18 protein-coding genes and 1 tRNA gene are annotated in these 21254 nt (G+C 47.8%); 10 read left to right on the top strand and 9 right to left on the bottom strand.

Annotated elements, in window-relative coordinates; all coding sequences use genetic code 11:
• Positions 1–132: 132 nt before the first annotated feature.
• From DFR28_RS00775 to DFR28_RS00745, 7 genes are all read right to left on the bottom strand, one after another.
• The gene (locus DFR28_RS00775; protein WP_113952398.1) at positions 133–1020 is read right to left on the bottom strand and encodes a YihY/virulence factor BrkB family protein; all 888 of its coding nucleotides are present in this window, start codon (positions 1018–1020) and stop codon (positions 133–135) included.
• Between the two features lie 11 nt (positions 1021–1031).
• On the bottom strand, positions 1032–2177 hold the full coding sequence (locus DFR28_RS00770; RefSeq protein WP_113952397.1) for an AI-2E family transporter: 1146 nt from the start codon (positions 2175–2177) through the stop codon (positions 1032–1034).
• A 111-nt stretch (positions 2178–2288) separates the two neighbouring features.
• Positions 2289–2459 (bottom strand): PLDc N-terminal domain-containing protein, encoded by a 171-nt coding sequence (locus DFR28_RS00765; protein WP_113952396.1) that lies wholly within the window; start codon positions 2457–2459, stop codon positions 2289–2291.
• Positions 2460–2805: 346 nt separating this feature from the next.
• Positions 2806–3669, bottom strand: a complete 864-nt coding sequence (prmC, locus tag DFR28_RS00760) for a peptide chain release factor N(5)-glutamine methyltransferase (RefSeq protein ID WP_113952395.1) — start codon at positions 3667–3669, stop codon at positions 2806–2808.
• Complete coding sequence (gene prfA / locus DFR28_RS00755; RefSeq protein ID WP_113952394.1) at positions 3669–4760, bottom strand: peptide chain release factor 1; 1092 nt, start codon at positions 4758–4760, stop codon at positions 3669–3671. The genes prmC and prfA overlap by 1 nt, the downstream gene beginning before the upstream one ends.
• Positions 4761–4777: 17 nt before the next feature.
• Positions 4778–6076, bottom strand: coding sequence for a glutamyl-tRNA reductase (gene hemA, locus DFR28_RS00750; RefSeq protein WP_211316800.1), 1299 nt, complete (start codon positions 6074–6076; stop codon positions 4778–4780).
• 61 nt (positions 6077–6137) lie between these two features.
• Positions 6138–7772: a hypothetical protein gene (locus DFR28_RS00745; RefSeq protein WP_113952393.1), complete on the bottom strand. Its 1635-nt coding sequence runs from the start codon at positions 7770–7772 to the stop codon at positions 6138–6140.
• A 157-nt stretch (positions 7773–7929) separates the two neighbouring features.
• Here DFR28_RS00745 and DFR28_RS00740 point away from each other — a divergent pair, with 157 nt between their 5' ends.
• From DFR28_RS00740 to ychF, 8 genes are all read left to right on the top strand, one after another.
• The gene (locus tag DFR28_RS00740; protein WP_170131918.1) at positions 7930–9747 is read left to right on the top strand and encodes a tetratricopeptide repeat protein; all 1818 of its coding nucleotides are present in this window, start codon (positions 7930–7932) and stop codon (positions 9745–9747) included.
• A gap of 16 nt (positions 9748–9763) precedes the next feature.
• A complete protein-coding gene (gene lolB, locus DFR28_RS00735; RefSeq protein ID WP_113952391.1) occupies positions 9764–10402 on the top strand; it encodes a lipoprotein insertase outer membrane protein LolB in 639 nt (212 codons plus the stop codon).
• Positions 10390–11283: a 4-(cytidine 5'-diphospho)-2-C-methyl-D-erythritol kinase gene (gene ispE / locus DFR28_RS00730; RefSeq protein ID WP_113952390.1), complete on the top strand. Its 894-nt coding sequence runs from the start codon at positions 10390–10392 to the stop codon at positions 11281–11283. Before lolB ends, ispE begins: the two co-directional genes overlap by 13 nt.
• Before the next feature lie 113 nt (positions 11284–11396).
• Positions 11397–11472 (top strand) — tRNA-Gln (locus DFR28_RS00725).
• 223 nt (positions 11473–11695) lie between these two features.
• Positions 11696–12652: a ribose-phosphate pyrophosphokinase gene (locus tag DFR28_RS00720; protein ID WP_113952389.1), complete on the top strand. Its 957-nt coding sequence runs from the start codon at positions 11696–11698 to the stop codon at positions 12650–12652.
• Positions 12653–12771: 119 nt separating this feature from the next.
• Positions 12772–13431: a 50S ribosomal protein L25/general stress protein Ctc gene (locus DFR28_RS00715; protein WP_113952388.1), complete on the top strand. Its 660-nt coding sequence runs from the start codon at positions 12772–12774 to the stop codon at positions 13429–13431.
• Between the two features lie 5 nt (positions 13432–13436).
• Positions 13437–14027, top strand: a complete 591-nt coding sequence (pth, locus tag DFR28_RS00710) for an aminoacyl-tRNA hydrolase (protein ID WP_113952387.1) — start codon at positions 13437–13439, stop codon at positions 14025–14027.
• Between the two features lie 21 nt (positions 14028–14048).
• Positions 14049–15140 carry a redox-regulated ATPase YchF gene (gene ychF / locus DFR28_RS00705; RefSeq protein ID WP_113952386.1) on the top strand — a complete coding sequence of 364 codons (1092 nt, stop codon included), beginning with the start codon at positions 14049–14051 and terminating at the stop codon, positions 15138–15140.
• Between the two features lie 93 nt (positions 15141–15233).
• Here the strand turns inward: ychF and DFR28_RS00700 are convergent, their stop codons facing one another.
• Complete coding sequence (locus tag DFR28_RS00700; RefSeq protein WP_113952385.1) at positions 15234–16613, bottom strand: carotenoid oxygenase family protein; 1380 nt, start codon at positions 16611–16613, stop codon at positions 15234–15236.
• Between the two features lie 441 nt (positions 16614–17054).
• Between DFR28_RS00700 and DFR28_RS00695 the strand changes: the two genes are divergently transcribed.
• Positions 17055–18308, top strand: coding sequence for a mechanosensitive ion channel family protein (locus DFR28_RS00695; protein WP_113952384.1), 1254 nt, complete (start codon positions 17055–17057; stop codon positions 18306–18308).
• A 70-nt stretch (positions 18309–18378) separates the two neighbouring features.
• Here the strand turns inward: DFR28_RS00695 and DFR28_RS00690 are convergent, their stop codons facing one another.
• Complete coding sequence (locus tag DFR28_RS00690; protein WP_113952383.1) at positions 18379–19065, bottom strand: TVP38/TMEM64 family protein; 687 nt, start codon at positions 19063–19065, stop codon at positions 18379–18381.
• A gap of 414 nt (positions 19066–19479) precedes the next feature.
• Here DFR28_RS00690 and DFR28_RS00685 point away from each other — a divergent pair, with 414 nt between their 5' ends.
• Entirely contained in the window at positions 19480–21207 is a 1728-nt protein-coding gene (locus DFR28_RS00685) for a PPC domain-containing protein (protein ID WP_113952382.1), read from the top strand.
• The last annotated feature ends 47 nt before the right edge of the window (positions 21208–21254 follow it).

The following is a 21254-nucleotide window of genomic DNA, read 5'->3' as shown; positions in this document are numbered from 1 at the left end:
TATAAAGTGATTGTGTGATTTTCGTTGGTGCGGATTCGGGGTTTGCTTGGTGGGGTAATCCACCACCAGAGGCAAGATGGTGGTGCTATTAACCCGCTTATGCTCGGCGCAAGAAAACGGGTTTAAGGGGATTTAAGTGTTAACTCGTGAGCGCGAAGCAGCAAGCCACTCGGCATGGGCCGATGGCGTAATTGGGTGGCCACGTTGCACCGCGTAGGCTTGAGCTACGTTGGCGCCAAAGAATAGAATTAGACAGGTATAGTTAATCCATAGCATCACTAGAATGATGCTGCCAGCTGCGCCAAATGTGTTCCCTGGTTGGCTATAGCCGAAGTAAATGCCAAGTAGGGTTTTACCGATGGTGAACATCAAGCCTGCGGTGATGGCCCCGGTCCAAACCGAGCGCCAACGGATGTCAACATCTGGCAGCACTTTAAACATTAACGCAAATAGTAACGAAGTTAGCCCAATTGAGAGCGTGATGTTGATAGCTCTAATGATGAATAACCAGCTTGGTCCGAGAGATGTTTCAATCCAACTTGCGATAATCGAAATGGTGGTCGACATAATTAAAGAGATGAGTAGCAGAAAGCCAATTGCAATAATCACTCCCAGCGACGTCGCTCGATCCGCTAGCAGTTTCAGCAGGCCATTTCGTGCTGCTGATTTAACTCCCCAAATCTCATTTAAGGATTTTTGTAACTGCAGAAAGAGTGTGGTCGCGCCGAATACTAGTGTGCCAATACCGAGTATCTTCATCCATGGGTTGTCTCGGTCGAGTCGGGCATTGGCAATGATTTTCTCAATAGAAGTCGATCCGGAGTCCCCTAAGTATCGAGTTAATTGCTCGCTCAATTGACCTTGAACTGCGTCTTGACCAAATACTGCGCCGGCAAACCATATGACAATAATCAGTAGCCCCGGCATTGAAAATATAGCGTAGTAGGCGATGATCGCTGCGTGTCGAAACGGATCGTCGTTGTTCCAGTTCTTAGCGGCTTTAGTGAGGATATCTAACATGACCGAACCGATTAACGTGGTTCGCTATCGCGGATGAATTCGGATAGAGGCTTGAGTGAATCAACATGCTGGCATACCACATTGATAGCCGCAATTATTGGAATTGCCATTAAGGCGCCAGCGATACCCCAAAGCCATCCCCAAAAGACGATGCTGATAAATACCACAACGGGGCTAAGCGAGAGACGTTTACCAATCAGTTGATGGCTAATGAACTCTCCTTCGATGATGTTGATTAGCAGCACTACTAACGGCACCACGAGGGCTTGAGCCAACGTATCCAAACTGATAACTGCAGCAATTGTAATAAGCGTAAGACTTATTGCAGGGCCAACGTAAGGGGCAAAGTTGAGTACTGCCGCTAGTGCTCCCCATAACCACGGATTGGGCATGTCGAGTAAATACATTGCGAAGGTAACCACCATACCCAGTCCGATATTGATTAGGGTTCGAACAGTTAAATAGCGAGAGGTGTCGCGCTGAACTTCTCTAATGATTTCAACTGCTTTGCGTTTATCTTCGAACTTTGGTGTGATTGACACCAACTTATTCAAAAATGTGTCGCCGGCGGCTAATAAGAAGTAAAGAAGTACCACGACGATCCCGATACTGCTTAGAGCGCTTGATGTGTTTGAGAGCATGCGCTCAATTCGGCTTTGTTGCGGTTCGACACTAACACTAATAGTCGGTTGATTACTGGGTCGATCGTTGGTTTGGTTGTCGATCAATTTATCGACGTCTTCAGCAGCCTTTTGAGCTCCCTCGATAGATCCCAACATTGGGCTGATTTTGTGTTTGATTTCTTTAACGATTTGCGGCGCTCTATCGACCCATTCCTCAGCTGGTTCGAACAGTGAGTAAATCGCAAAAAGGGCGGCTGTTAGAAAACACATCACCACGAATGCCGCACTCAGAGGCGGTGGTATGCGCCATTGACTTAGTCTGCGAATAAGTGGCGAGAGTAGTAAACTAAGCGAATATGCGATCGTTATCGGAATTAAGATGTCGGCTGCAGCATGCAATGAGAACAGCACTAGAATGACGAAAATACCGGTTAAAGATACGGATCGTATCAGCATAAAGTTAGGGAGTTTTGGCGTGGTGACCTGCGCTTCGGAGTGCGAAGGAGTTTCTTGCTGAGTGCTTTCGATCGTCATTAGTTGCCTCGTGATGGATGGCTTGGTCGGCGTCGGCTGATATGTTGCGCTAAGCTGCAACTAGGTTGTATCTAATTCTTTTGCGTTGCAGCTTAGCAGCGGCGGTTTTCACTAACCCTTGGGGCCTGCGAGGAACCAGATGATCAGGCCGATGAGAGGCAGCAGTAGCACGAGTAATACCCAAATTATTTTCATGCCAGTTGTGGCACTTGATTTAACAATGCTAAGGATCGCCCAGATAGCGATGATTAGATGCAATATTCCTAGAATTCCTTCAAGCATAAGATATCTCCTATAAGTTAGTTGAGTTGGTCTCGACTAAGAGCCCTATGTCCCGAACTTTAATTAGCTCAGTGTGGTATTTAAGGGTTCTCAGTAGTTGTTCCAAAGCACAGACCGTGCCAAGCACTCGATTGGCTGACAATATTTTGCTGTAAGAACTCGTCTTTATTTGTAACAGTTTGATTTTAATGTGGAAAAAATAATCTATGGCGCAAAATATTGCGTTCAGCGCTTTAGCTAGTGAGCGGCGTGCTCTGCTTGCTTGGCCAGCTAGCGGCGCTTGATTGCTGGTGCTAGGTGATTTGCCCCAATCGGGGTGGGGCAATTGCCCCGTTTGTTCAGCGAATTAGTGCTGGTGAGGTAGGCGCGCGCTGGTGCACCTAGGGAGATTATTCAGATCGGTATGCAATTGGATGTCGCTAAAGCCGCACTGTCGCATCTTTTTTGCGAGCGCATCAGCTTGGTTGTAGCCATGCTCTAAAATTAACCAGCCGTTTGGTTTTAAGTAGTGTCGGCAACCCTCAACAATCGTGTTCAGGTCGGCAAGCCCATGGTCTGTTGCAATCAGCGCGGTTGTCGGTTCGAAACGAAGGTCGCCTTGCTGTAAATGCTCATCGTCCGGTTCAATATACGGTGGGTTTGATGCAATTAAATCGAATTGAGCGTGCAGTGGAATGTTCTCACACCAGTTGCTGAGTAAAAAAGTGACATTATCGACTTGATTCGACTGAGCATTAGCGCGTGCAATCTGAAGTGCGTCGGGCATTAGGTCGGTTGCTAGTACTTGCGCGAGTGGTCGTTCCTTCCCCAATGACAGCGCAATCGCGCCACTGCCGGTTCCCATGTCCAAAATGTTTAATGGCGTGTTCTCGGGTAACCGCGCCAATGCATTTTCGACTAGCACTTCGGTGTCTGGTCGTGGGATTAACACCGCTGGGCTGACCGCTAAGGTTAACGTCCAAAAATCACGATAGCCGATTAAATAGGCAACCGGCTGACCCTGTCGGCGCTGCTCTATGACGATATAGTACTCGCGAATATGCTGCGGCGTGGCGATGGTATCGCCGTAAGCAATGATCCATGCCATATTGCGCTGCACAATATGCTGCAACAAGACTTCAGCATCGATCCTTGGCGTGTCTGAAGTCTCGTGAAGTTGTTGCGCTGCGTCGTTAATTAAGCCCTGATAGGTGGGCGATGCTAACGTCATTAGGCATCGTCACCTAGTTCCGCCAAGAGGTTGGCCTGATGCTCAGTTGTGAGTGGATCGACAATTTGGCCCAAATCACCAGCCATAATGGTATCGAGCTTATACAGTGTTAAGTTGATTCGGTGATCGGTAACGCGGCCTTGTGGGTAGTTGTATGTGCGAATTCGCTCTGACCGGTCGCCACTGCCAACTAGGCTCTTACGAGTTTCAGCTTGCTCGGCATCTTGTGCTTGGCGTTCGGCATCGAGTATTCGTGCTTTTAACATCGACATTGCGCGTGCTTTATTCTTGTGTTGTGACCGTTCGTCTTGGCATTCGACAACGGTGCCGGTCGGAATATGCGTAAGGCGCACCGCTGAATCGGTTTTGTTTACGTGTTGTCCGCCGGAGCCTGATGCTCGGTATGTGTCGATCCGCAGGTCACTTGGGTTGATCTCCATGTCATCACCAACCTCGTCGGCTTCCGGCAGAATCGCTACGGTGCAGGCTGAGGTATGTACTCGCCCTTGAGTTTCGGTTTCGGGTACTCGTTGTACACGGTGCGCGCCGGATTCGAATTTCAGTTTTGAATAGGCTCCGTGGCCTTCTATACGTGAAATAATTTCTTTGTATCCGCCGTGTTCACCGAGGTTTTTGCTCAACACTTCAACTCGCCATTTTTGCGATTCGGCATAGGTTTGATACATTTTAAATAGATCGCCAGAAAAGATGGCGGCTTCATCACCGCCAGTTCCAGCGCGAATCTCTAAGAATATATTATTGTCGTCATTAGGATCCTTAGGCAGCAGTAGTTTTTGCAGTTCGCTAAGCAATTGCTCTTGACGCTGTTTTATTTCTTGTAGTTCGTCATGCGCCATCTTACGCATATCTTTGTCATCTTCCTCCATCATCATAGAGGCGGCTTCGGCGTCTTCTTCAAGACCTTTATATTCTAAGTAGTTCTCGATCAGAGGCCCAATTTCAGAAAGCTCTATACTGAGTTTGCGGAACTTATTTTGGTCGCTCATGGTGTCGGGTTGAGACAGCAACACGTTTAGTTCTTCTTGGCGCTCGACCAAACTCTCGAGTTTAAAACGAATGGATTCTTTCACAGGGGTTCTCTGCTTGTTTATTTATTATTTTTTTTGTCTAGCCCAAATAATTCTCGGGTAGCGAGAAGTAAGGCTTCATCGTGCTTTTGTCGCAACGATTCCGTAGGATGATGCATGAATTTTCGTGACAATGAATGAGCGAAATGTTCAAGTATTGTGGCTGGGTCTTCGCCAGCGGCCAAGCGTCTTTGCGCAGATGCGAGCTCGTGTTGCGTGATTTGGCTAGTGCGATCACGTAATTGACGAATGGTTGGGATCGATTGCAGATTTTCAAACCAGTGCATGAAGTTGAGCGTGTGCTCTTCGACAATTTTTTCCGCTTCGATCGCGGCGTCTTGCCGAGATTTTAAGTTCTCTGTGACGACTTGATTTAAATCATCAACGGTATACAGGTATACATTGTTAAGGTCGCCAACCTCTGTTTCTACATCGCGGGGTACCGCAAGGTCGACCACAAACATCGGCTTGTTTCGGCGCTTTTTAAGTGCGCTCTCGAAGGCGCCCTTGCCTAGAATTGGTAAGGTGCTCGCGGTTGAGCTGAATACCATGTCGGCGTCAGGTAGTCGAGTCGGTAGCTCATGCAAGGAAATTACCGATGCGCCGAATTCCTTAGCTAGCCCTTCGGCTCGTGCCAGTGTGCGATTGGCGACAATAATATCTCTGACGCCTTGTGCGTAAAGGTGGCGACAGGTTAGCTCGATAGTTTCACCGGCGCCAATCAGTAATACTGTTTGCTGCGCAATATCTGAGAAAATTTGTTTCGATAGTGCTACGGCAGCGTATGCGACGGATACCGCGTGGCTACCAATGTGTGTGCTGGTACGGACTTCTTTTGCAACCGAAAATGTGTGTTGAAATAGGCGGTTGAGGACCTTGCCGGTGTTGCCGTTTTTGTGTGCGGTGGCAAATGCGGTTTTCATTTGTCCGAGTATCTGTGGCTCACCGATAACCATTGAATCGAGCCCCGATGCCACGCGAAAAGCGTGTCTCACGGCATCTTGATCGGGTAGGGCATACAGATAAGGTGCGACTTCGTCGCGCTGGAGCTGGTGAAAGTCACATAGCCATTGGCTGACGATGTTGACGCCGCCTTCTGGAACTTGGCAATATACCTCGGTGCGGTTACAGGTTGACAAGATAGTCGCTTCTTCGATCTCAGCAAGTTGAGCGATGTCGCTTAACGCATCATTCAGGTGCTCAGCCGCGACGGCTGCGCGTTCGCGCACCGCTATTGGAGCTGTCGTATGATTTAGGCCTACTGATAGAACGTGCATGAGATCAATGGTCGGGACGGTATGCCCGATTAATGCGCGCATTTTACCCTGTTTGACGAAATTTACCTATTGCTTATCTTGTTTTAGCGTGTCGATTGTTGGACTAGAACAATGCTTCATCGGCACTGGTACGGAATCCGCTGATTATAGCAATAATGGGTCGCCACCATAATGCGGTGACACACAATAGCAACACAATAGCGGCGGTAGTGTGGAAATAGTGCGACGCGAGTATCCACGATAGCGTTATAGCACCAACTTGTAAGCCGCCTAATACCGCTAAGCTAAGGCTAATTACTGAGAAGGCTTTACGTCGCCCCGAGCTTGCTTGGCTCAGCGTCATTCCCATCATCAAATGAGTGGTTAGACTCCAGCCCAGCATGCCAATGATGAGCCATACGTCAACGCTAATGCCGCGGCTAATAAAGTACGCGCTAGACAGAAATATTAATATGGCTTGCAGTACTTTGGCTTCGAGAATAACCGATATAGCGGTTTGCTCTTCTCGCTCTTCGAGGGTCAACTGGTTGGCGCACATCAGCATGAAGCTAAACCCAGTGAAGCACAAAGCGGCCAACAGCAGGGTGTGCATCAGTGTGCCGGTTTCGGCGTCAGGGTTGATTAGGTTTAGCATGCTGGTGATCGCTAGATTAAGTTGATCCAGCAGGTTGAGTGAATCATTCCACTCAATGAAGTGAGTCTTCCATGCGCCAATTCCAATGGCTGCCGCTAAACTCAGCACGAGCGCCACGAGTAGCGTAAGGTGAAGTAGGTTGCCTAATTGAAGGCGCCCAAAATGCTCTGGGCCGCGCGTGGTTCCGTTTTCTTCTTCGATCAATAACCGTATCAGCAGACCGGAAAACCCCGCAAAAATAAACAGCGACAGTCCAGCGAAGCTGGGCAACGAGGTGCTGCGTACCTGAATGCTTTGCATTGGGGCGTCTAATAAGGGGGCTAGCCAAACCAGTTGTACCGTCATCAAAATAACGAGAATTACTATGATGAGGCCGGCAAACGCAGACAGGTCAGATTTAAACCCTTGATTTAACTCTAGCTGAAATACTGCCACGACCAGTACGGCGGCAATTACCGTCGGGTTGTTGAAGCGTAGCCAATCGAGCATCGTGCCAAATGGCGCCCAGTCGCCATATACTGAAAAACCCAGCCGATCGCTGAATGCCAGTCCTGCTGCTAATAAGCACAATGCTCCAACGATTCGTAGCGCAAGCGGCATCACCGGGCTGGGGTGCCGCCATAAACTGCGTGCAGGAAGTAAAAACAAAATGGCGAATAGTAGTCCGGATTGGCGATCTACCAAGGTTGCCATTAATGCGGTGACCACGCCCATGGAGAGCAAAAAAAACGCTTGTATTAGGCCTTGCTCAAGCATGGCTGGTAACGGTTTTTCGGCGCGCAGCAGGTGGTCGGCTACGTCTAATTGTTTGTCTTGGGAGCTAAATTGTAAATGGCACATTGATTCAACAATTAGATGAAAAATCAGTAGCCATAGTAGAGCCGGCCCCCAGCCCCAGAATAACAATAGGCTAGTAGCTGGCAAGCTTACGAAAAAAGCACTGCTTCCAAGGTTGCGCAGTAATCGCGCGGTCATCATTTGTTTAAAGTAACGCTGGATTCCCGCATCGGGAAACGCTTGCCGCGTTAGCATGCGCACCAAGCTTGCGTAGCCGAATACTAGAAAGCCGAGGGCGGCAAGAAGAATTGCAATGCTAGTGGGCATGAGTTGCTGTTACTTTACAAGTTGGTAAGGTGAAGATTGTAGTTACTCGGCCTGATAAAGTTAAGTATATAATGACGGTATGCTGATTTTCGCATTTCCACTTTGCGCGTATTTAGTGCGCGTTCTATTCAGACGTAAGAGTACCCATGAGTTCCGGATGACAAATTTTTACCAACGTAGCGCTTCGCCTTATCTGCTCGGCAAGATACTGATGTGTATGGTGTCGGTTAGCCTTGTCGGAGCCTGTGCCAGCTCAGGGAGCGGGCCGTCAGGTGTAAGTCCTGACGCGGTGATTGGATTGAATGCTGATCAGATTGAAGTGGTGTCGGACGCGGAGCTTGCGAGCGATCCTGATTTGCCAATGCAGGATCTTGATGCGGATACCTTGGAAAAATTATTGTTGTCGAACCTCGCTTCGTTTACCGGTCAGTGGGATCAGGCAACACTCAATGCACTAGATGTTGCGCGGTCAAGTGGCGACTTCCGAGTGGCAAGATTGGCAACGATGCTTGCTTTGCGCAATGACGATTACGTCACTGCAGCTGCCGGAGGCCGGCTTTGGGTGGAGCTAAAGCCAGCCAGTGAAGATGCGCAAAATATGTATCTGTTGTCATTAGTGGGGGCGGGCGAGACCGGTGAGGCGATCCAGGCGATTGAAAAGCAGGCACAGCATCGGCAGATGGATGACTATGTAAAACAGCTGGCGGCGCTTCTGGTTCGGCAGAAGAATGATGTGTCTGGATTTGCGATTGCTAGCTATTTGGTAGAGCAATATCCCGACTCTGCGCAAGTGTTGCTGAGCTCAGCCTATGTTGCCGAGTCGTTTGACCTTTATGAAGCGGCCGAGGCGTGGGTTGCTAAGGCTCTAGTGATGCGGCCTAGTTGGGATTTGGCGGCTCAGATGAAGGCTAATTTGCTGTATGCCCAAGGCAAGACTGAGCAGCGCTCTGAGTTTGTCGCTGAGTTTGTTGAGGCCAATCCAAAATCCGTTGCGATGCGGATTAATCATGCGGCCGAGCTGGCACGCGGCAAGGACTATCAAGGTGCTTACCAGCTCATATTAGAAGTGTTGCAAGATGCACCAAACAATAATGGCGCATTGCAATATGCCGGTGCGTTGGCGGAGGCCTTGGGGCAGCCCGATCGAGCGATTAAGCACTACAAGCGTGCTATGCAGGAATACCCTCAAGATGATGATGTGCGTTGGTCGCTGGCGCGACTTGCCGTTGGTCAAGAGCAATATATTACTGCCGAACGGTTGTTTAGTGAGATTCGACGTGAGGACTTGTTGTTCCGAGCCAGTATTCAAGCCGCCAATATGCGTTACGAAACTCAGGGCGTTGATGCAGCGATAGATGCGTTATGGTCGATTGAGCCGACCAGCTCGGAGGAATGGCTGGAGTTGGTAGAGACTCGAAATTTCTTGTTGATGCGGGCTTTGCGGTATGAAGAGGCGCTGGGATATATCAATGAAGCTATCTTGTACGTGCCCGAGAGCGTTGAGTTGCTCTACGCTCGAGCATTAGTGACCGCTGAGTTGAATAGAGTGGAGTTGGCTGAGCAAGACTTTCGCAGAGTTATCGAGATCCAGCCGGATCATGCAAACGCGCTAAATGCGCTTGGTTACACATTGGCTGATCAAACAGATCGTTATGAAGAAGCCCGTGAGTTAATCCAGCAAGCCTTGCAAATGCGCCCCAAAGACGCGCATATTTTAGACAGTATGGGGTGGGTTCTGTATCGCATGCAAGAATATGCCGAGGCCATTGACTATTTGCAGCAAGCTTACGCGGCAAGTCCTGAAATCGAAATAGCTGCGCACTTAGGTGAGGTGTTATGGGAGTCTGGCGAAACCGAGCGCGCCACTCAGGTCTGGGAAGAGTCATTCAAGCAGGACAGCAATAATCCAGTGTTGAATAAAACCCTAGAGCGTTATGGTATACGGTTTCCCAATGCGGCAGCGTCAGCTGAGTAGCCTAAGGTAAGTTGTTATGTGGATGCGCTATTGCTGGCTAATTGGTTTGGTTCTTACTGTGAGTGCGTGTACCAGTGTTCCCAAGCCTGACATGGATGGAGTTGGCCGTGAATGGTTATCTGATGCTAGTCGTTTTGCGGAGCCAACACGGTTGTTCTTAGAACTCAATAATTGGCAGTATCAGGCCAAGGTCGGCGTAAAGACTCCGCGTGCTAACGAACAAGCCAATTTAATTTGGCGGTATGGCGATGAATCACATGAAGTCAGGTTGTTCGGGCCATTGGGTGCGGGAGCGGTCAAGATTCAATTCGACCAATTTGGTGTGGTATTAAGCGACAACAAGGGTAATGTGCATCGCGGCAACAGTGCTGAAAAGTTGTTAACTGAAATTGTTGGCTGGCCGATTCCGATTGAAGCGCTCACTTATTGGCTATTCGCGATTCCTAATCCGCAGCATAGCTATCGTTACCAAGTGGATGAGTCGGGGCAGGTAGCGCTATTGCAACAACTTGGTTGGTCTATTCAGTGGTCTTCGTATCAGCCATATCATGCTGAGCACAGTTTGCCGCGCAAGTTGATAGCTACAAAATCACTACGTAATGGCAAGCAGGTCGTGGTGAGACTCGTTACAAAAGGCTGGAAATGGTCGCAATAGTTAATTCGCCGACTTTGTCGCGATTGGTTTGGCCCGCCCCAGCGAAAATAAATTTAATGCTGCATGTCGTTGGCAAGCGTTCTGACGGATATCACGAATTACAAACGGTATTTCAGTTTCTCGACTATGGCGATGAGCTGACTTTCGATATCACGCAAGACGGCGAAGTGCGTCGAAACTACGATTTCGGGTTCTCGGTTGAGTCGGATTTATGTTTACGAGCGGCGCTACTTTTAAAACAATTCGCTGCCGATGACTGCGGTGTGATAATCGATTTGCTTAAGCGTTTACCGATGGGGGGTGGTTTGGGCGGTGGGAGCTCCGATGCGGCGACTGTGCTAATTGCCCTTAATCAGTTGTGGAATGTAGGGCTAACGCGCGACAAGTTGGCTGAGCTTGGTCTTCAATTAGGCGCCGATGTGCCGGTATTTATTTATGGGCGAGCTGCGTGGGCAGAGGGTGTTGGTGAGCAATTGTCAGCGATTAATTTGCGTCAACCATGGTATTTAGTACTGAACCCGAATATATCGGTGTCAACAGCGCAAATTTTTTCGAATAAACATTTGACAGCGACCCCTCATATGAAGAAAATACGCGCTCTCGAGAAAGACGCCGAAATTGTTTCAATTGACGCGTTGTTTTCACAAGGAGTAAATCAACTTGAACCAATCGTTCGAGCGGAATACCCCGAAGTGAATTATCTTCTCGAGTGGCTTAGTCAGTATGGCAGTCCACGCATGAGTGGATCCGGCGGATCAGTTTTTTTACCGCTTGATTCACAACAGCAAGGGCTTGATATTCTGGCTAATAAGCCTCGAAACTCTTTAGGTTTCGTTGCCAAGGGGATGAATTTTCACCCTTTATTGATAGAAGAAGGATAAACTCCGGCAGCTATCATTATTTACGCACGGTATGATGTACCGGCGTAATCGGCAAAGGACGCTAATGTAGTGAGAGGTTTGCGAGCTTGCTCGTATTTGGATGCAAATGACACTGGGGTGTGGCCAAGTGGTTAAGGCACCGGATTTTGATTCCGGCATTCGAAGGTTCGAATCCTTCCACCCCAGCCATCCAAGCGCGATTTATCTCATGCACGTGTTACGTGCAGTTTGTTGATTTAATTCAACATTCACACAAGAAGTAGTCGTTACAGTATTAGAAATGTAGTCGCTGTTTATAAGTCCTAATTATAGATACTAGTTCTAAAAGGCTAGGCGGTTATGTTCCATTTCTCGGTCTGATATCATTTCGAGCCTGAAAAGCATCATCCTTACTTAAGAGAACGAGGTCACCGTGGCGATCGATAATCTGCTTGTTTTTTCCGGTAACGCAAACCCAGAGCTATCGGCTCAGGTGGTTGACTATCTGAAGGTTCCTCTCGGAAAAGCCCGCGTAGAACAGTTTAGTGATGGTGAGATCACCGTTGAGATTCAAGAGAATGTACGAGGCCGAGATGTCTTTATCATTCAACCTACTTGCGCTCCGAGTCATAAAAACCTTATCGAACTGCTGTTGATGATTGATGCGTGTAATCGCTCATCGGCAAATCGAATTACTGCTGTCATGCCGTATTACGGTTATGCCAGACAAGACCGACGTCCACGAAACTCGCGTGTTCCAATCAGTGCCAAGCTCATTGCGTCGATGATTAGTACTGCCGGTGCTGATCGTGTGCTGACGATGGATCTACATGCAGACCAAATTCAAGGCTTTTTCGACATCCCGACCGACAATATTTATGGGTCGCCGGTGTTATTGGATGATATTCGCAGTTTAGGCACCGATAAGATGATAGTGGTGTCACCTGACGTCGGTGGTGTGGTTCGGGCCCGTGCTTTAGCCAAACGACTCAATGTGGATTTAGCCATTATTGATAAACGCCGACCTAAAGCCAATGTGGCTAAGGTAATGAATATTATTGGTGAGGTCGACGGCCGTAGCTGTGTACTTATTGATGACATGGTCGATACCGCCAATACGCTTTGCAAAGCCGCCGATGCGCTTAAAGAGCAAGGCGCGATCGCCGTTCGCGCCTATTGTACTCATGCCGTTCTATCGGGTGAGGCAGTGAACAGTATTAATGCATCAAGCATGGACGAAGTGGTTGTCACCAACACCATTCCATTGTCTGATGCCGCCGCCGCGAGTGACAAGATCCGACAATTGTCGATTGCGCACTTGTTGGGAGAATCGATTCGTCGAATTACAGTTAGTGATTCGGTGAGTTCGTTGTTTGTTGACGAGGAATAGCCCAGAGGCCGTTCCCCAGCAAACGTTGTACACGCATTTAGGTAATGATGCCGATGTGTTTTTGGAAACGCTGAGCGTACTGTAGAAGTGACGCTCAGTTTTATTTTAGAGATAAAGTAATGGCTAATTTTATAGTAGAAGCTGAAGTAAGAACCGGATCTGGTACTGCAGCATCACGTCGTTCACGTCGTGAAGGTAAAGTGCCCGTGGTGGTCTATGGCGGTGGAGAAGATGAGCAATACTTGCTGGTAGATCATAATAAAATGATTCATCAGTTAGATGTTGAAGCTTTCCATTCCGCATTGGTTCAATTGCATGTTGGCGATGATTTGCAGCGCGCGATTTTGCGTGACGTTCAAATGCATCCGTTTAAACAACAAATTATGCATTTGGATTTCCAGCGCGTAAGTCGTAAAGATACAATTTCAATGACTGTACCGTTGCATTTCAAAGGCGAAGAAGACGCTCCAGGTGTGAAAACTGACAGTGGTATTATGACGCACAACATGACTTCTGTAGACATCACCTGTTTGGGTAGTGATCTACCTGAGTACGTTGAGGTAGACGTGTCAGGTCTAGGCCTAGGTGAATCTGTACACCTTGGTGAAATCACCTTACCAGCAGGCGTTCAGTTTGCACCAACGGTTCAAGAGGCTGATCTTGAATTGCCGGTTGCTGCTGTATTGGCACCGAAGAAGCCGCAATCTGAAGAAGATGAAGATGCTGATGTTGCTGGTGAAGATGCTGTTGACGCCGCTAAGGGCGATTCCGAAGAGTAATTCGGATGACTTCATCGCCGATCAAACTGATTGTCGGTTTAGGCAATCCGGGCGAAAAGTATGCAAAAACCCGGCACAACGCCGGGTTTTTGTTTTTGGATAGTTTGTGTGAGCAGTTAGGCATTAGCTTAAAGGCTGACAAGCAATGCTTTGGCCGTAGTGGTAAAGCGGTTATCGCGGGGCAAGAAGTTCGACTACTTGCGCCTGATACCTTTATGAATCTGAGTGGCAAGGCGGTGGTAGCCGCTACACAGTATTATAAAATTGATCTAGCTGAAATTTTAGTGGTGCACGATGAGTTGGACTTGGACCCAGGTGTCGCACGTTTAAAGCTGGGTGGTGGTCACGGTGGCAATAATGGGCTGCGTGATATTGCTCAAATGTGTGGCTCTAAAGATTTCGCTCGACTGAGGCTCGGTATTGGTCACCCGGGTGTTGGACGCGATGTGGCTGCCTATGTCTTAAAGCAAGCTAATCGTGATGACCAAACAAAAATTGAGCACGCAATTGCCGAGAGCTTGCGTGTTTTGGAATTAATTGTGCAGGGAGATTTCCCACGTGCAATGAATGAACTGCATACAACGCTTGCTAAGTAAGCGCTGATAGGAATTACTGATATGGGATTTAAATGTGGCATCGTGGGGTTACCCAACGTAGGTAAATCGACTCTGTTTAATGCGTTGACTAACTCCGGTATTCAGGCCGAGAACTATCCTTTTTGTACCATTGAACCTAATGTAGGTATTGTCGAGGTGCCGGATCCTCGCTTGCAACGTTTGACTGAGTTAGCTGCGCCAAATAAGACAATCCCCGCGACTATGGAGTTCGTCGATATTGCTGGTTTGGTAGAAGGTGCGTCAAAAGGTGAAGGCTTGGGTAATCAATTCTTAGCCAACATCCGTGAAGTTGATGCCATTGCACATGTAGTACGTTGTTTTAATGACGAGAACGTTATTCACGTCGCCGGCAAAGTAGACCCAGCTTCGGATATTGAAGTGATTCATACTGAATTAGCGCTAGCCGATATGGATACCGTTGCCAAGGCGATTGAACGTGCCGGTAAGCGTGCTAAGTCGGGTGATAAAGAGCAAATTAAATTAAAAGCCGTGTTGGAGCGGGTGTTCGCACACCTCGATACCGGCGAGCCAGTGCGCGGTTTGGATTTAGACAAAGATGAAAAAGTGCTGATAAAGCCGCTATGTCTGATGACGGCTAAGCCAACTATGTACATTGCGAACGTTGACGAATCTGGTTTTGAGAATAATCCACATCTGGATACCGTTATGGGTATCGCCGACAAAGAAGGCGCAGACGTTGTGGTAATTTGTGCAGCGCTAGAGTCCGAAATCGCCGAGCTTGAAGACGATGAGAAAACCGAATTTTTGTCGGAGATTGGCCAGGAAGAGCCCGGTCTCGATCGAGTTATTCGGGCTGGCTACGCGTTGCTAGGTTTACAGACATACTTCACTGCCGGTAAAACGGAAGTCCGCGCGTGGACGATTCGCGTAGGTTATACCGCACCGCAAGCGGCAGGCGTAATTCATACTGATTTCCAACGCGGTTTTATTCGTGCTGAAACAGTGAGCTATGCGGACTACAATCAATACGGCGGCGAGCAAGGTGCTAAAGAAGCCGGCCGTTTTCGATTAGAAGGCAAAGAGTACGTAATGCACGACGGTGACGTAGTTCATTTTCGATTTAACGTATAGTCTTCAGGATGTCATCCTTTTAGAGCTTGAGAGTATCGCCCTGCAGCTAGTTTACAGGGCTGAAGTTCAGATATCTGATATTCAACGGTACTCTCATTGAGAGTCTATCCAGCAGCCATGGAAGGTAAGCGGAATAGCCTGTTTCATCTGAATTTTAGCGGTGACCTCCAGGGTGTCGCTATTGATAATGAACAATTGGCTGTGCTGTGTGTTTGAATCAAAAACCATAGACGCAATATAGTTCTGCTCTCCCTCTATTAAAACGGGTTCTAGGCAAATTTGACCGATGTCCATAGGGATGTGTTTAAGCTGACCGTCGCTGGATAACTTAGATAGCCTAAATATCAATTGCCCGTGTATTTCTTCATTACTTTGCATCCAAATGTCGTTGTATCTTCCGGCCACTCTCTTAGTTGAAGCCTGTGGATATTCACAATTCCCATCCCAAAGTGGGCTGGATTCAAAATGTAAGGATTCGAGATCGATTACGCCTCGATGAAGTTTGCCATGCACTTGCGAATCTAACTCGTTCCATGACACTTTGGTTCCGTCGCCTAATGCACCTAACAGTGCGCTATCTGGATACCAAACGTAGTCGACAAACAGTCGGTTATCTTGTTCAAATGCACCGGCAAAGTGAAATACCATAAACGAGTCAGTATGGAATCGCTTAATATTCTTTGGCTGGTCGATCGGCACGATAATAATTTCGGTACCCGCTTCAGGTGACCAAGCTATGTTTTTCTGAAATGGTTTGAGCGCCAACAACATTCTGAAGACTCGAACCTTTGCCGGCGGAATGAAAAAGATTAGGTGATTTTCCGTCACGATAAAATCATGCAACATTACTGGGTGCGCGAGAGGAATTTCACACAGCACTGATGCATCACCGACATCCGGTAACTGATAAACTGTTAATTTTGTTTGTTTGCCGTAGGTCAGACCATAGTTGAATAAACTTTTGCGTGATTCGATTCTGTGTGGATGGGCAGAAAAAGATCCCTTAATAGTGCTCTGGAAGCTGGTTTCGCCCACGGTATTTAGTGTATCAGGGTCTATCTCAACGGGCTTACCTGCCTCATTCAATGCATACAATTTTCCTTGCCACGGCATTACATTGGTATTGCTGGTATTTTTCCGCCCGCCGAACAGCATTCTTTTAAATCGAGTGGGCCACGCGGCCGCAAAGCTGCCTAGATGCCGGCCAACTTTACGTTCTTCGAGTAAGCCTTCACTCTTAATGATTTTAGATGCGGAATAAACTTTGCCGTTATCAAACCGAACCGCGGTTATAGCACCGTCGCATTCAAAGATATGGTCATAGCGTTGGCCAAATTGTTCAAAGATACCGCAGCCATTCAGATATAAGGTGCCGTTTACGTCTGCTATGTCGCCGGTAACTGGAATCGATTCGAAACCATGCTCATGTTGTAAATTGGAAAATAGGCCAATGGGTTGTGGGGGAGTTTTCATGTTAATTGATTATGCTCGTTCAACGTGGCCAAACTATATTTGATTAATACTTGAGTGGTCAAGGTTAAATCAAGTTATTATTTATTTTTTAAAAGTAAAAGGCTCTTGAAGCTTGAGTCGGCTAGGCGTCGATCTGGATCTCCGAGCGGGCGGTGTTTGTGGAAATGCGGTTCGAACCGTTCAATTGCGAAAACCTTGGTGGTGTTGAAACGCCATTGGGTGGGCGTTGTTAACAGAGCAGGATTGGCGGGTATCTTATGTTTCTCGCAAACAGTTGATTAACTGGGTGTTCTAGTTGTTACTATTAGACCTTAACGAATAGGTCGGCCCACTCCTTGTTTAATTTTAGAGTGTGATTACCTATTCATTGTTCAGTTAACCTTGGCGCTTCGATTATTTTGGTCCAGCGGCCGACATGTTAATAATCTTTTTTATAAAAATATGCATCAATTTATTCAGCAATGGGTAACGAAAATACCCGGTACCGCAGGCTATGAGAGCCTATTGACGAGTAGTATCACTATGGTGGTGATAGCTGTACTCGCGGTTATTTCGTTCTATCTGGTTAAGTACATTCTTCTTCGTTTGATCACTAAGTTGATAACGAAGACTAAATCGAACTTAGACGACATTTTGATTAAGCACCAAGTGTTCAGTCGAGTGGCGTACTTGGTTCCTGCATTTTTAGTCTACAAGCTAACTCCGGTGGCACTGAGTGCGTATCCTGCATTGAGTCAAATGATCGTTACATTGGCAGCGATCTATATGGTGTGGATGGTCGTGATGATTGTGGATGCGCTCATCAATTCCCTGCTCGATATCTATTATGCGGTAGATATTTCTCGTCAATTACCAATACAGAGCTTTGCCCAAGTGGCCAAGTTAGTGACCTATCTATTCGCGATTATCGTCGTTGCCGCTTTGGTAATTGGTGAATCACCGCTTAAGCTCTTTGCTGGTTTAGGCGCGATGACCGCCGTTTTAATGTTGGTGTTCAAAGATCCAATATTGGGGTTTGTCGCCGGTTTACAGCTAAGCTCAAATCGTATGGTCGGCATTGGCGACTGGGTAGACATTCCACAACATCAAGCAAGTGGTGACATCCTTGAGATTGGCCTGACTACGGTTAAGGTCAAAAACTTTGATAACACCATCACCACCGTGCCGACTCAGAGTTTGATTAACGACTCGTTCAAAAACTGGCGTGGCATGCAAGAGTCCGGCGGGCGACGAATTAAACGTTCCATTTTCATTGACGTCAACTCGATCAGATTTTGTGACGAAGAGGCACTGAATCGATACCGAAAGATCAACTACATCACCGAGTATATCGATAAGAAGCTGGCTGAGGTCCAGGCTTACAATGAGAAGTCCAACATCACGCTTGACTCTTCGGCCAATGGTCGGCGCTTAACTAACATCGGCACTTTCCGTGCGTATGTGTTGGCATACTTAAAGAACCACCCCGATATCAACCAAGACTTAACCGTCATGGCTCGCCAATTAGCGCCAACCGAGGCCGGTATACCAATTGAAATCTACGCGTTTAGTTCGGACAAAAACTGGGTCAACTATGAGGCTATTCAAGCTGATATTTTCGATCATTTATTAGCTGTGGTTGGTGAATTTGATTTGCGTGTGTTCCAAACTCCTAGCGGAGTTGATCTGCGGCGTTTAGTGAGTCCCAGCAGCTAAATTTATCGGAGGCTTAAGCGATTTCGCCGCGTTACTAGTCTGCGCCTTATAGGCGGTTGTTAAGCGTGCTCTATTGACTAGTTTCATGCTCGGCTTGGTAGCGGCTTGTTATTTGTTTGAGTAGCCAGCGCGCGACAAACGGTAGCAGGGCTAGTAATACTAAGGCGATTATCATCTTTGGCTTAAATATGGCGGACATGGTGTAGTTTTCAATAGCACCTAACTCGGCGCCAAAATGCACTAATATGGCGGTTATCGGTAACATGCCGAGTAGTGTTGCAAAGAAAAAGTGCTTAGTGTCCATTTTAGTGAGTCCCATTAGTAGGTTTAACAGCCAGAAGGGGATGACTGGCACCATACGCAGACTGAACACATAAAAGGCGCCATCTTTTTGAACGCCACGGTTGACCTTTTGGTAGGGCGCGGAAAAGCGCTTTTCAATGAAATCGTGGAGTAAGTAGCGCGACGATAAAAATGCCAAAGTGCCGCCAAGTGAACAAGCAAAAAGTGCCATTGGTAACCCTATCACACGACCAAAGATGATGCCGCTGGCAATCGACAGAATGGCACTAGACGGCTGTGAAATAGCGGTGCTCACTACATAGATAGCAAAGAACACCAGCGCGGTCGTCAATGGCGAATCTCGATACATAGCTTGATAGTAGTTAGGGCTTAGTAACTCCTCACCACCGAATATAAAGTAGCACGCGATAATAGAGATTATCAGTGCGACCAGTGCTAGTTGTTTGATGTTCATTAGTTCGGTCGTTGGTCATTAGCTATTGAAGTAAACGCTTAGCATACCGGATTAGCCCGTCCCGTATAGCTTCGGTTAAGCAAGTGAGTATCCGAGTGGGCTAAATACGGGGACACACTGACACCTTAGTCGTCCGATATTGTGCGCAACCGCTAGAATATTAGTTAAGTAAAGCGACTTTAGTCCCATAGAGAAGCGTTAGTGGCGCGTCCATATTCGCAGCCGATATCGCAACAATAAGCGTGGCGGTGGGTAGCGTGTCCGAGACGTTTGCTATAGCTCGGTTCACGGCCTTCAGTCTGGTTAGGCTACGGTGAATGTTTAGGGTCTTCTGCGTTACGGCATTCGTTCTACGGGGCGCTCTAAGGATTTGACGGCGTATCAAACATCAATGATTAATAAAAGAATTAAAGGATGGGTCATGGTCAAGTATACATTCGTGCTGCTACAAGCGGCTTCTACTGCGGTGCTCTCAAGCTTAGTGTCCTTAAGTCTTTGTGTGATGGCGAACGCCGTGCGGCCTGCAATGTGAACGAGGTGGGCGGTTTAGCAGAAGCAATCAGTAGCGCTGAACTCACAGCGGGAGATGACACCTTGGAGCTGGCCTCAGGGTGTGTCTACACGCTGGAGACCGAGGAGTTTAGTGGCTTCGACTCAAATTTGGCCTTACAAAAACTTGATACGAACATCGTAATTAATGGTAATGGCGCAACCATCACACGTAGTGATACGGCTCCGCGGTTCAGAATTTTAGAAATCGCTAACGGGGCGAATGTCACCATCAACGATTTAACCATCAGTAATGGCTATACTGAGAATGGTGGTGATGCCGATTACGGTGTGCCGGGAGCCGGTATTTTGAACCTCGGCACCTTAACCATCAATCGTTCCACAATAAGTGGCAATACAACCGGTAATGGCATTGATGTGATCTTGGGGCACGGTCGCAATGGTGGCGCTGGTGGCGGAATTGCGCTAATGAATAACGCCACCCTAAATGTATTCGAAAGTAGCATCGTCGGCAACCGGACTGGTGATGGTGGCAATGCTCGCCATGGCAGCGGAGAGAACGGACAACCTGGGCGCGGCGGCGGCATCTATAATGGCGAGAGCAATTTAAATCTACAACGCAACCTAATAGCAGACAATGTCATAGGCGCATTAGGCATAGGCTCAACAACCAACTCGAGCCTCTTTGGCGGCGGTGGTGTTTACGCGAGTTTGCAGGGCGCTTTTGGCAGCCTAAGGCTAAGCAGCAACACCTTTAGTAATAATACGCTCCCGATGTCCTTACAAGCGGCTGGGGGAGCTATGTACGTTGGTAATTTCGGCACCTCAACGATCAATATCTTTCATAATACCTTTGCTAGTAATACCAGCGGCATTTTGGTTTCCTCTCTCGACCACCCTGTTTTTTTGACGGGCAACATTTTCACTGGGCATGCCGGACCGGATTGCACTAGCAATGAGTTTGGTACCTCCACAGTTTCAGTGCAATTTAATTTGTTTCAAGGCACAAGTAGCAATGCCTGTGGCGCGGCCGACGGGGCCAATGGTAATGTAACAAATGGAATAGCTAACCTAGCTCCTCTTGGCGATAACGGCGGCCCAACGCTGACCCATGATCTGCTGCCGGGAAGCGATGCGATTGATTCAGTCTCAGTGAGGGCGACCTATCAAGACCAACGAGGAGTTCGTGTTGGGCAAGATTACGACAACCTAGCACCATTCAATGACCTTGCCGATATGGGGGCTTTGGAGCATATTCGCATCGACAAAATAAGCCAAAACACCAATGAAAGTGGGCTGGAAATTGCTACCGCCAGCCAACAATATGTATTCGAAGTTGAATTGAAGAAAGGCCAGAGGGTAACCGCCAGCATCTTTTTCACACACGGCGACGGAGACCTTGATCTGAGACTAATTGCCAAAAAGGATCTATCGAATACGATTGCAATTTCAGACAGCGCCGATAATCAGGAGTCAATCGAATTCAGCGCCAGCGAGTCAGGTGTGTACTGGTTCTACGTTTACGGCTACACCGGCGCATTAAATACCTTCGACTATGACTTTGAATTCGACGGTGATGAACTATGCTTTCCTGTTGGAAAAACGCCAAGGATTGCGGTTGTTTGTTTGTGACGGAGAAAGTGGTGACGGTTAATATCGACGATTTGTCAGAAGTTTGG

Source organism: Arenicella xantha, assembly GCF_003315245.1.
GTDB classification, from domain to species: domain Bacteria; phylum Pseudomonadota; class Gammaproteobacteria; order Arenicellales; family Arenicellaceae; genus Arenicella; species Arenicella xantha.
This window is presented reverse-complemented; position numbering and strand designations above follow the sequence as displayed.

What these genes read in the sequence shown, in the direction of transcription:
- DFR28_RS00740 (WP_170131918.1), top strand. Translation starts at nt 7,930, where the DNA reads ATGACAAATTTTTACCAACGTAGCGCTTCGCCTTATCTGCTCGGCAAG.
- DFR28_RS00695 (WP_113952384.1), top strand. Translation starts at nt 17,055, where the DNA reads ATGCATCAATTTATTCAGCAATGGGTAACGAAAATACCCGGTACCGCA.
- DFR28_RS00700 (WP_113952385.1), bottom strand. Translation starts at nt 16,613, where the DNA reads ATGAAAACTCCCCCACAACCCATTGGCCTATTTTCCAATTTACAACAT.
- DFR28_RS00715 (WP_113952388.1), top strand. Translation starts at nt 12,772, where the DNA reads ATGGCTAATTTTATAGTAGAAGCTGAAGTAAGAACCGGATCTGGTACT.
- DFR28_RS00745 (WP_113952393.1), bottom strand. Translation starts at nt 7,772, where the DNA reads ATGCCCACTAGCATTGCAATTCTTCTTGCCGCCCTCGGCTTTCTAGTA.
- DFR28_RS00770 (WP_113952397.1), bottom strand. Translation starts at nt 2,177, where the DNA reads ATGACGATCGAAAGCACTCAGCAAGAAACTCCTTCGCACTCCGAAGCG.
- DFR28_RS00685 (WP_113952382.1), top strand. Translation starts at nt 19,480, where the DNA reads ATGGGTCATGGTCAAGTATACATTCGTGCTGCTACAAGCGGCTTCTAC.
- ychF (WP_113952386.1), top strand. Translation starts at nt 14,049, where the DNA reads ATGGGATTTAAATGTGGCATCGTGGGGTTACCCAACGTAGGTAAATCG.
- DFR28_RS00765 (WP_113952396.1), bottom strand. Translation starts at nt 2,459, where the DNA reads ATGCTTGAAGGAATTCTAGGAATATTGCATCTAATCATCGCTATCTGG.
- hemA (WP_211316800.1), bottom strand. Translation starts at nt 6,076, where the DNA reads ATGCGCGCATTAATCGGGCATACCGTCCCGACCATTGATCTCATGCAC.
- pth (WP_113952387.1), top strand. Translation starts at nt 13,437, where the DNA reads ATGACTTCATCGCCGATCAAACTGATTGTCGGTTTAGGCAATCCGGGC.
- prmC (WP_113952395.1), bottom strand. Translation starts at nt 3,669, where the DNA reads ATGACGTTAGCATCGCCCACCTATCAGGGCTTAATTAACGACGCAGCG.
- lolB (WP_113952391.1), top strand. Translation starts at nt 9,764, where the DNA reads ATGTGGATGCGCTATTGCTGGCTAATTGGTTTGGTTCTTACTGTGAGT.
- ispE (WP_113952390.1), top strand. Translation starts at nt 10,390, where the DNA reads ATGGTCGCAATAGTTAATTCGCCGACTTTGTCGCGATTGGTTTGGCCC.
- DFR28_RS00690 (WP_113952383.1), bottom strand. Translation starts at nt 19,065, where the DNA reads ATGAACATCAAACAACTAGCACTGGTCGCACTGATAATCTCTATTATC.
- DFR28_RS00775 (WP_113952398.1), bottom strand. Translation starts at nt 1,020, where the DNA reads ATGTTAGATATCCTCACTAAAGCCGCTAAGAACTGGAACAACGACGAT.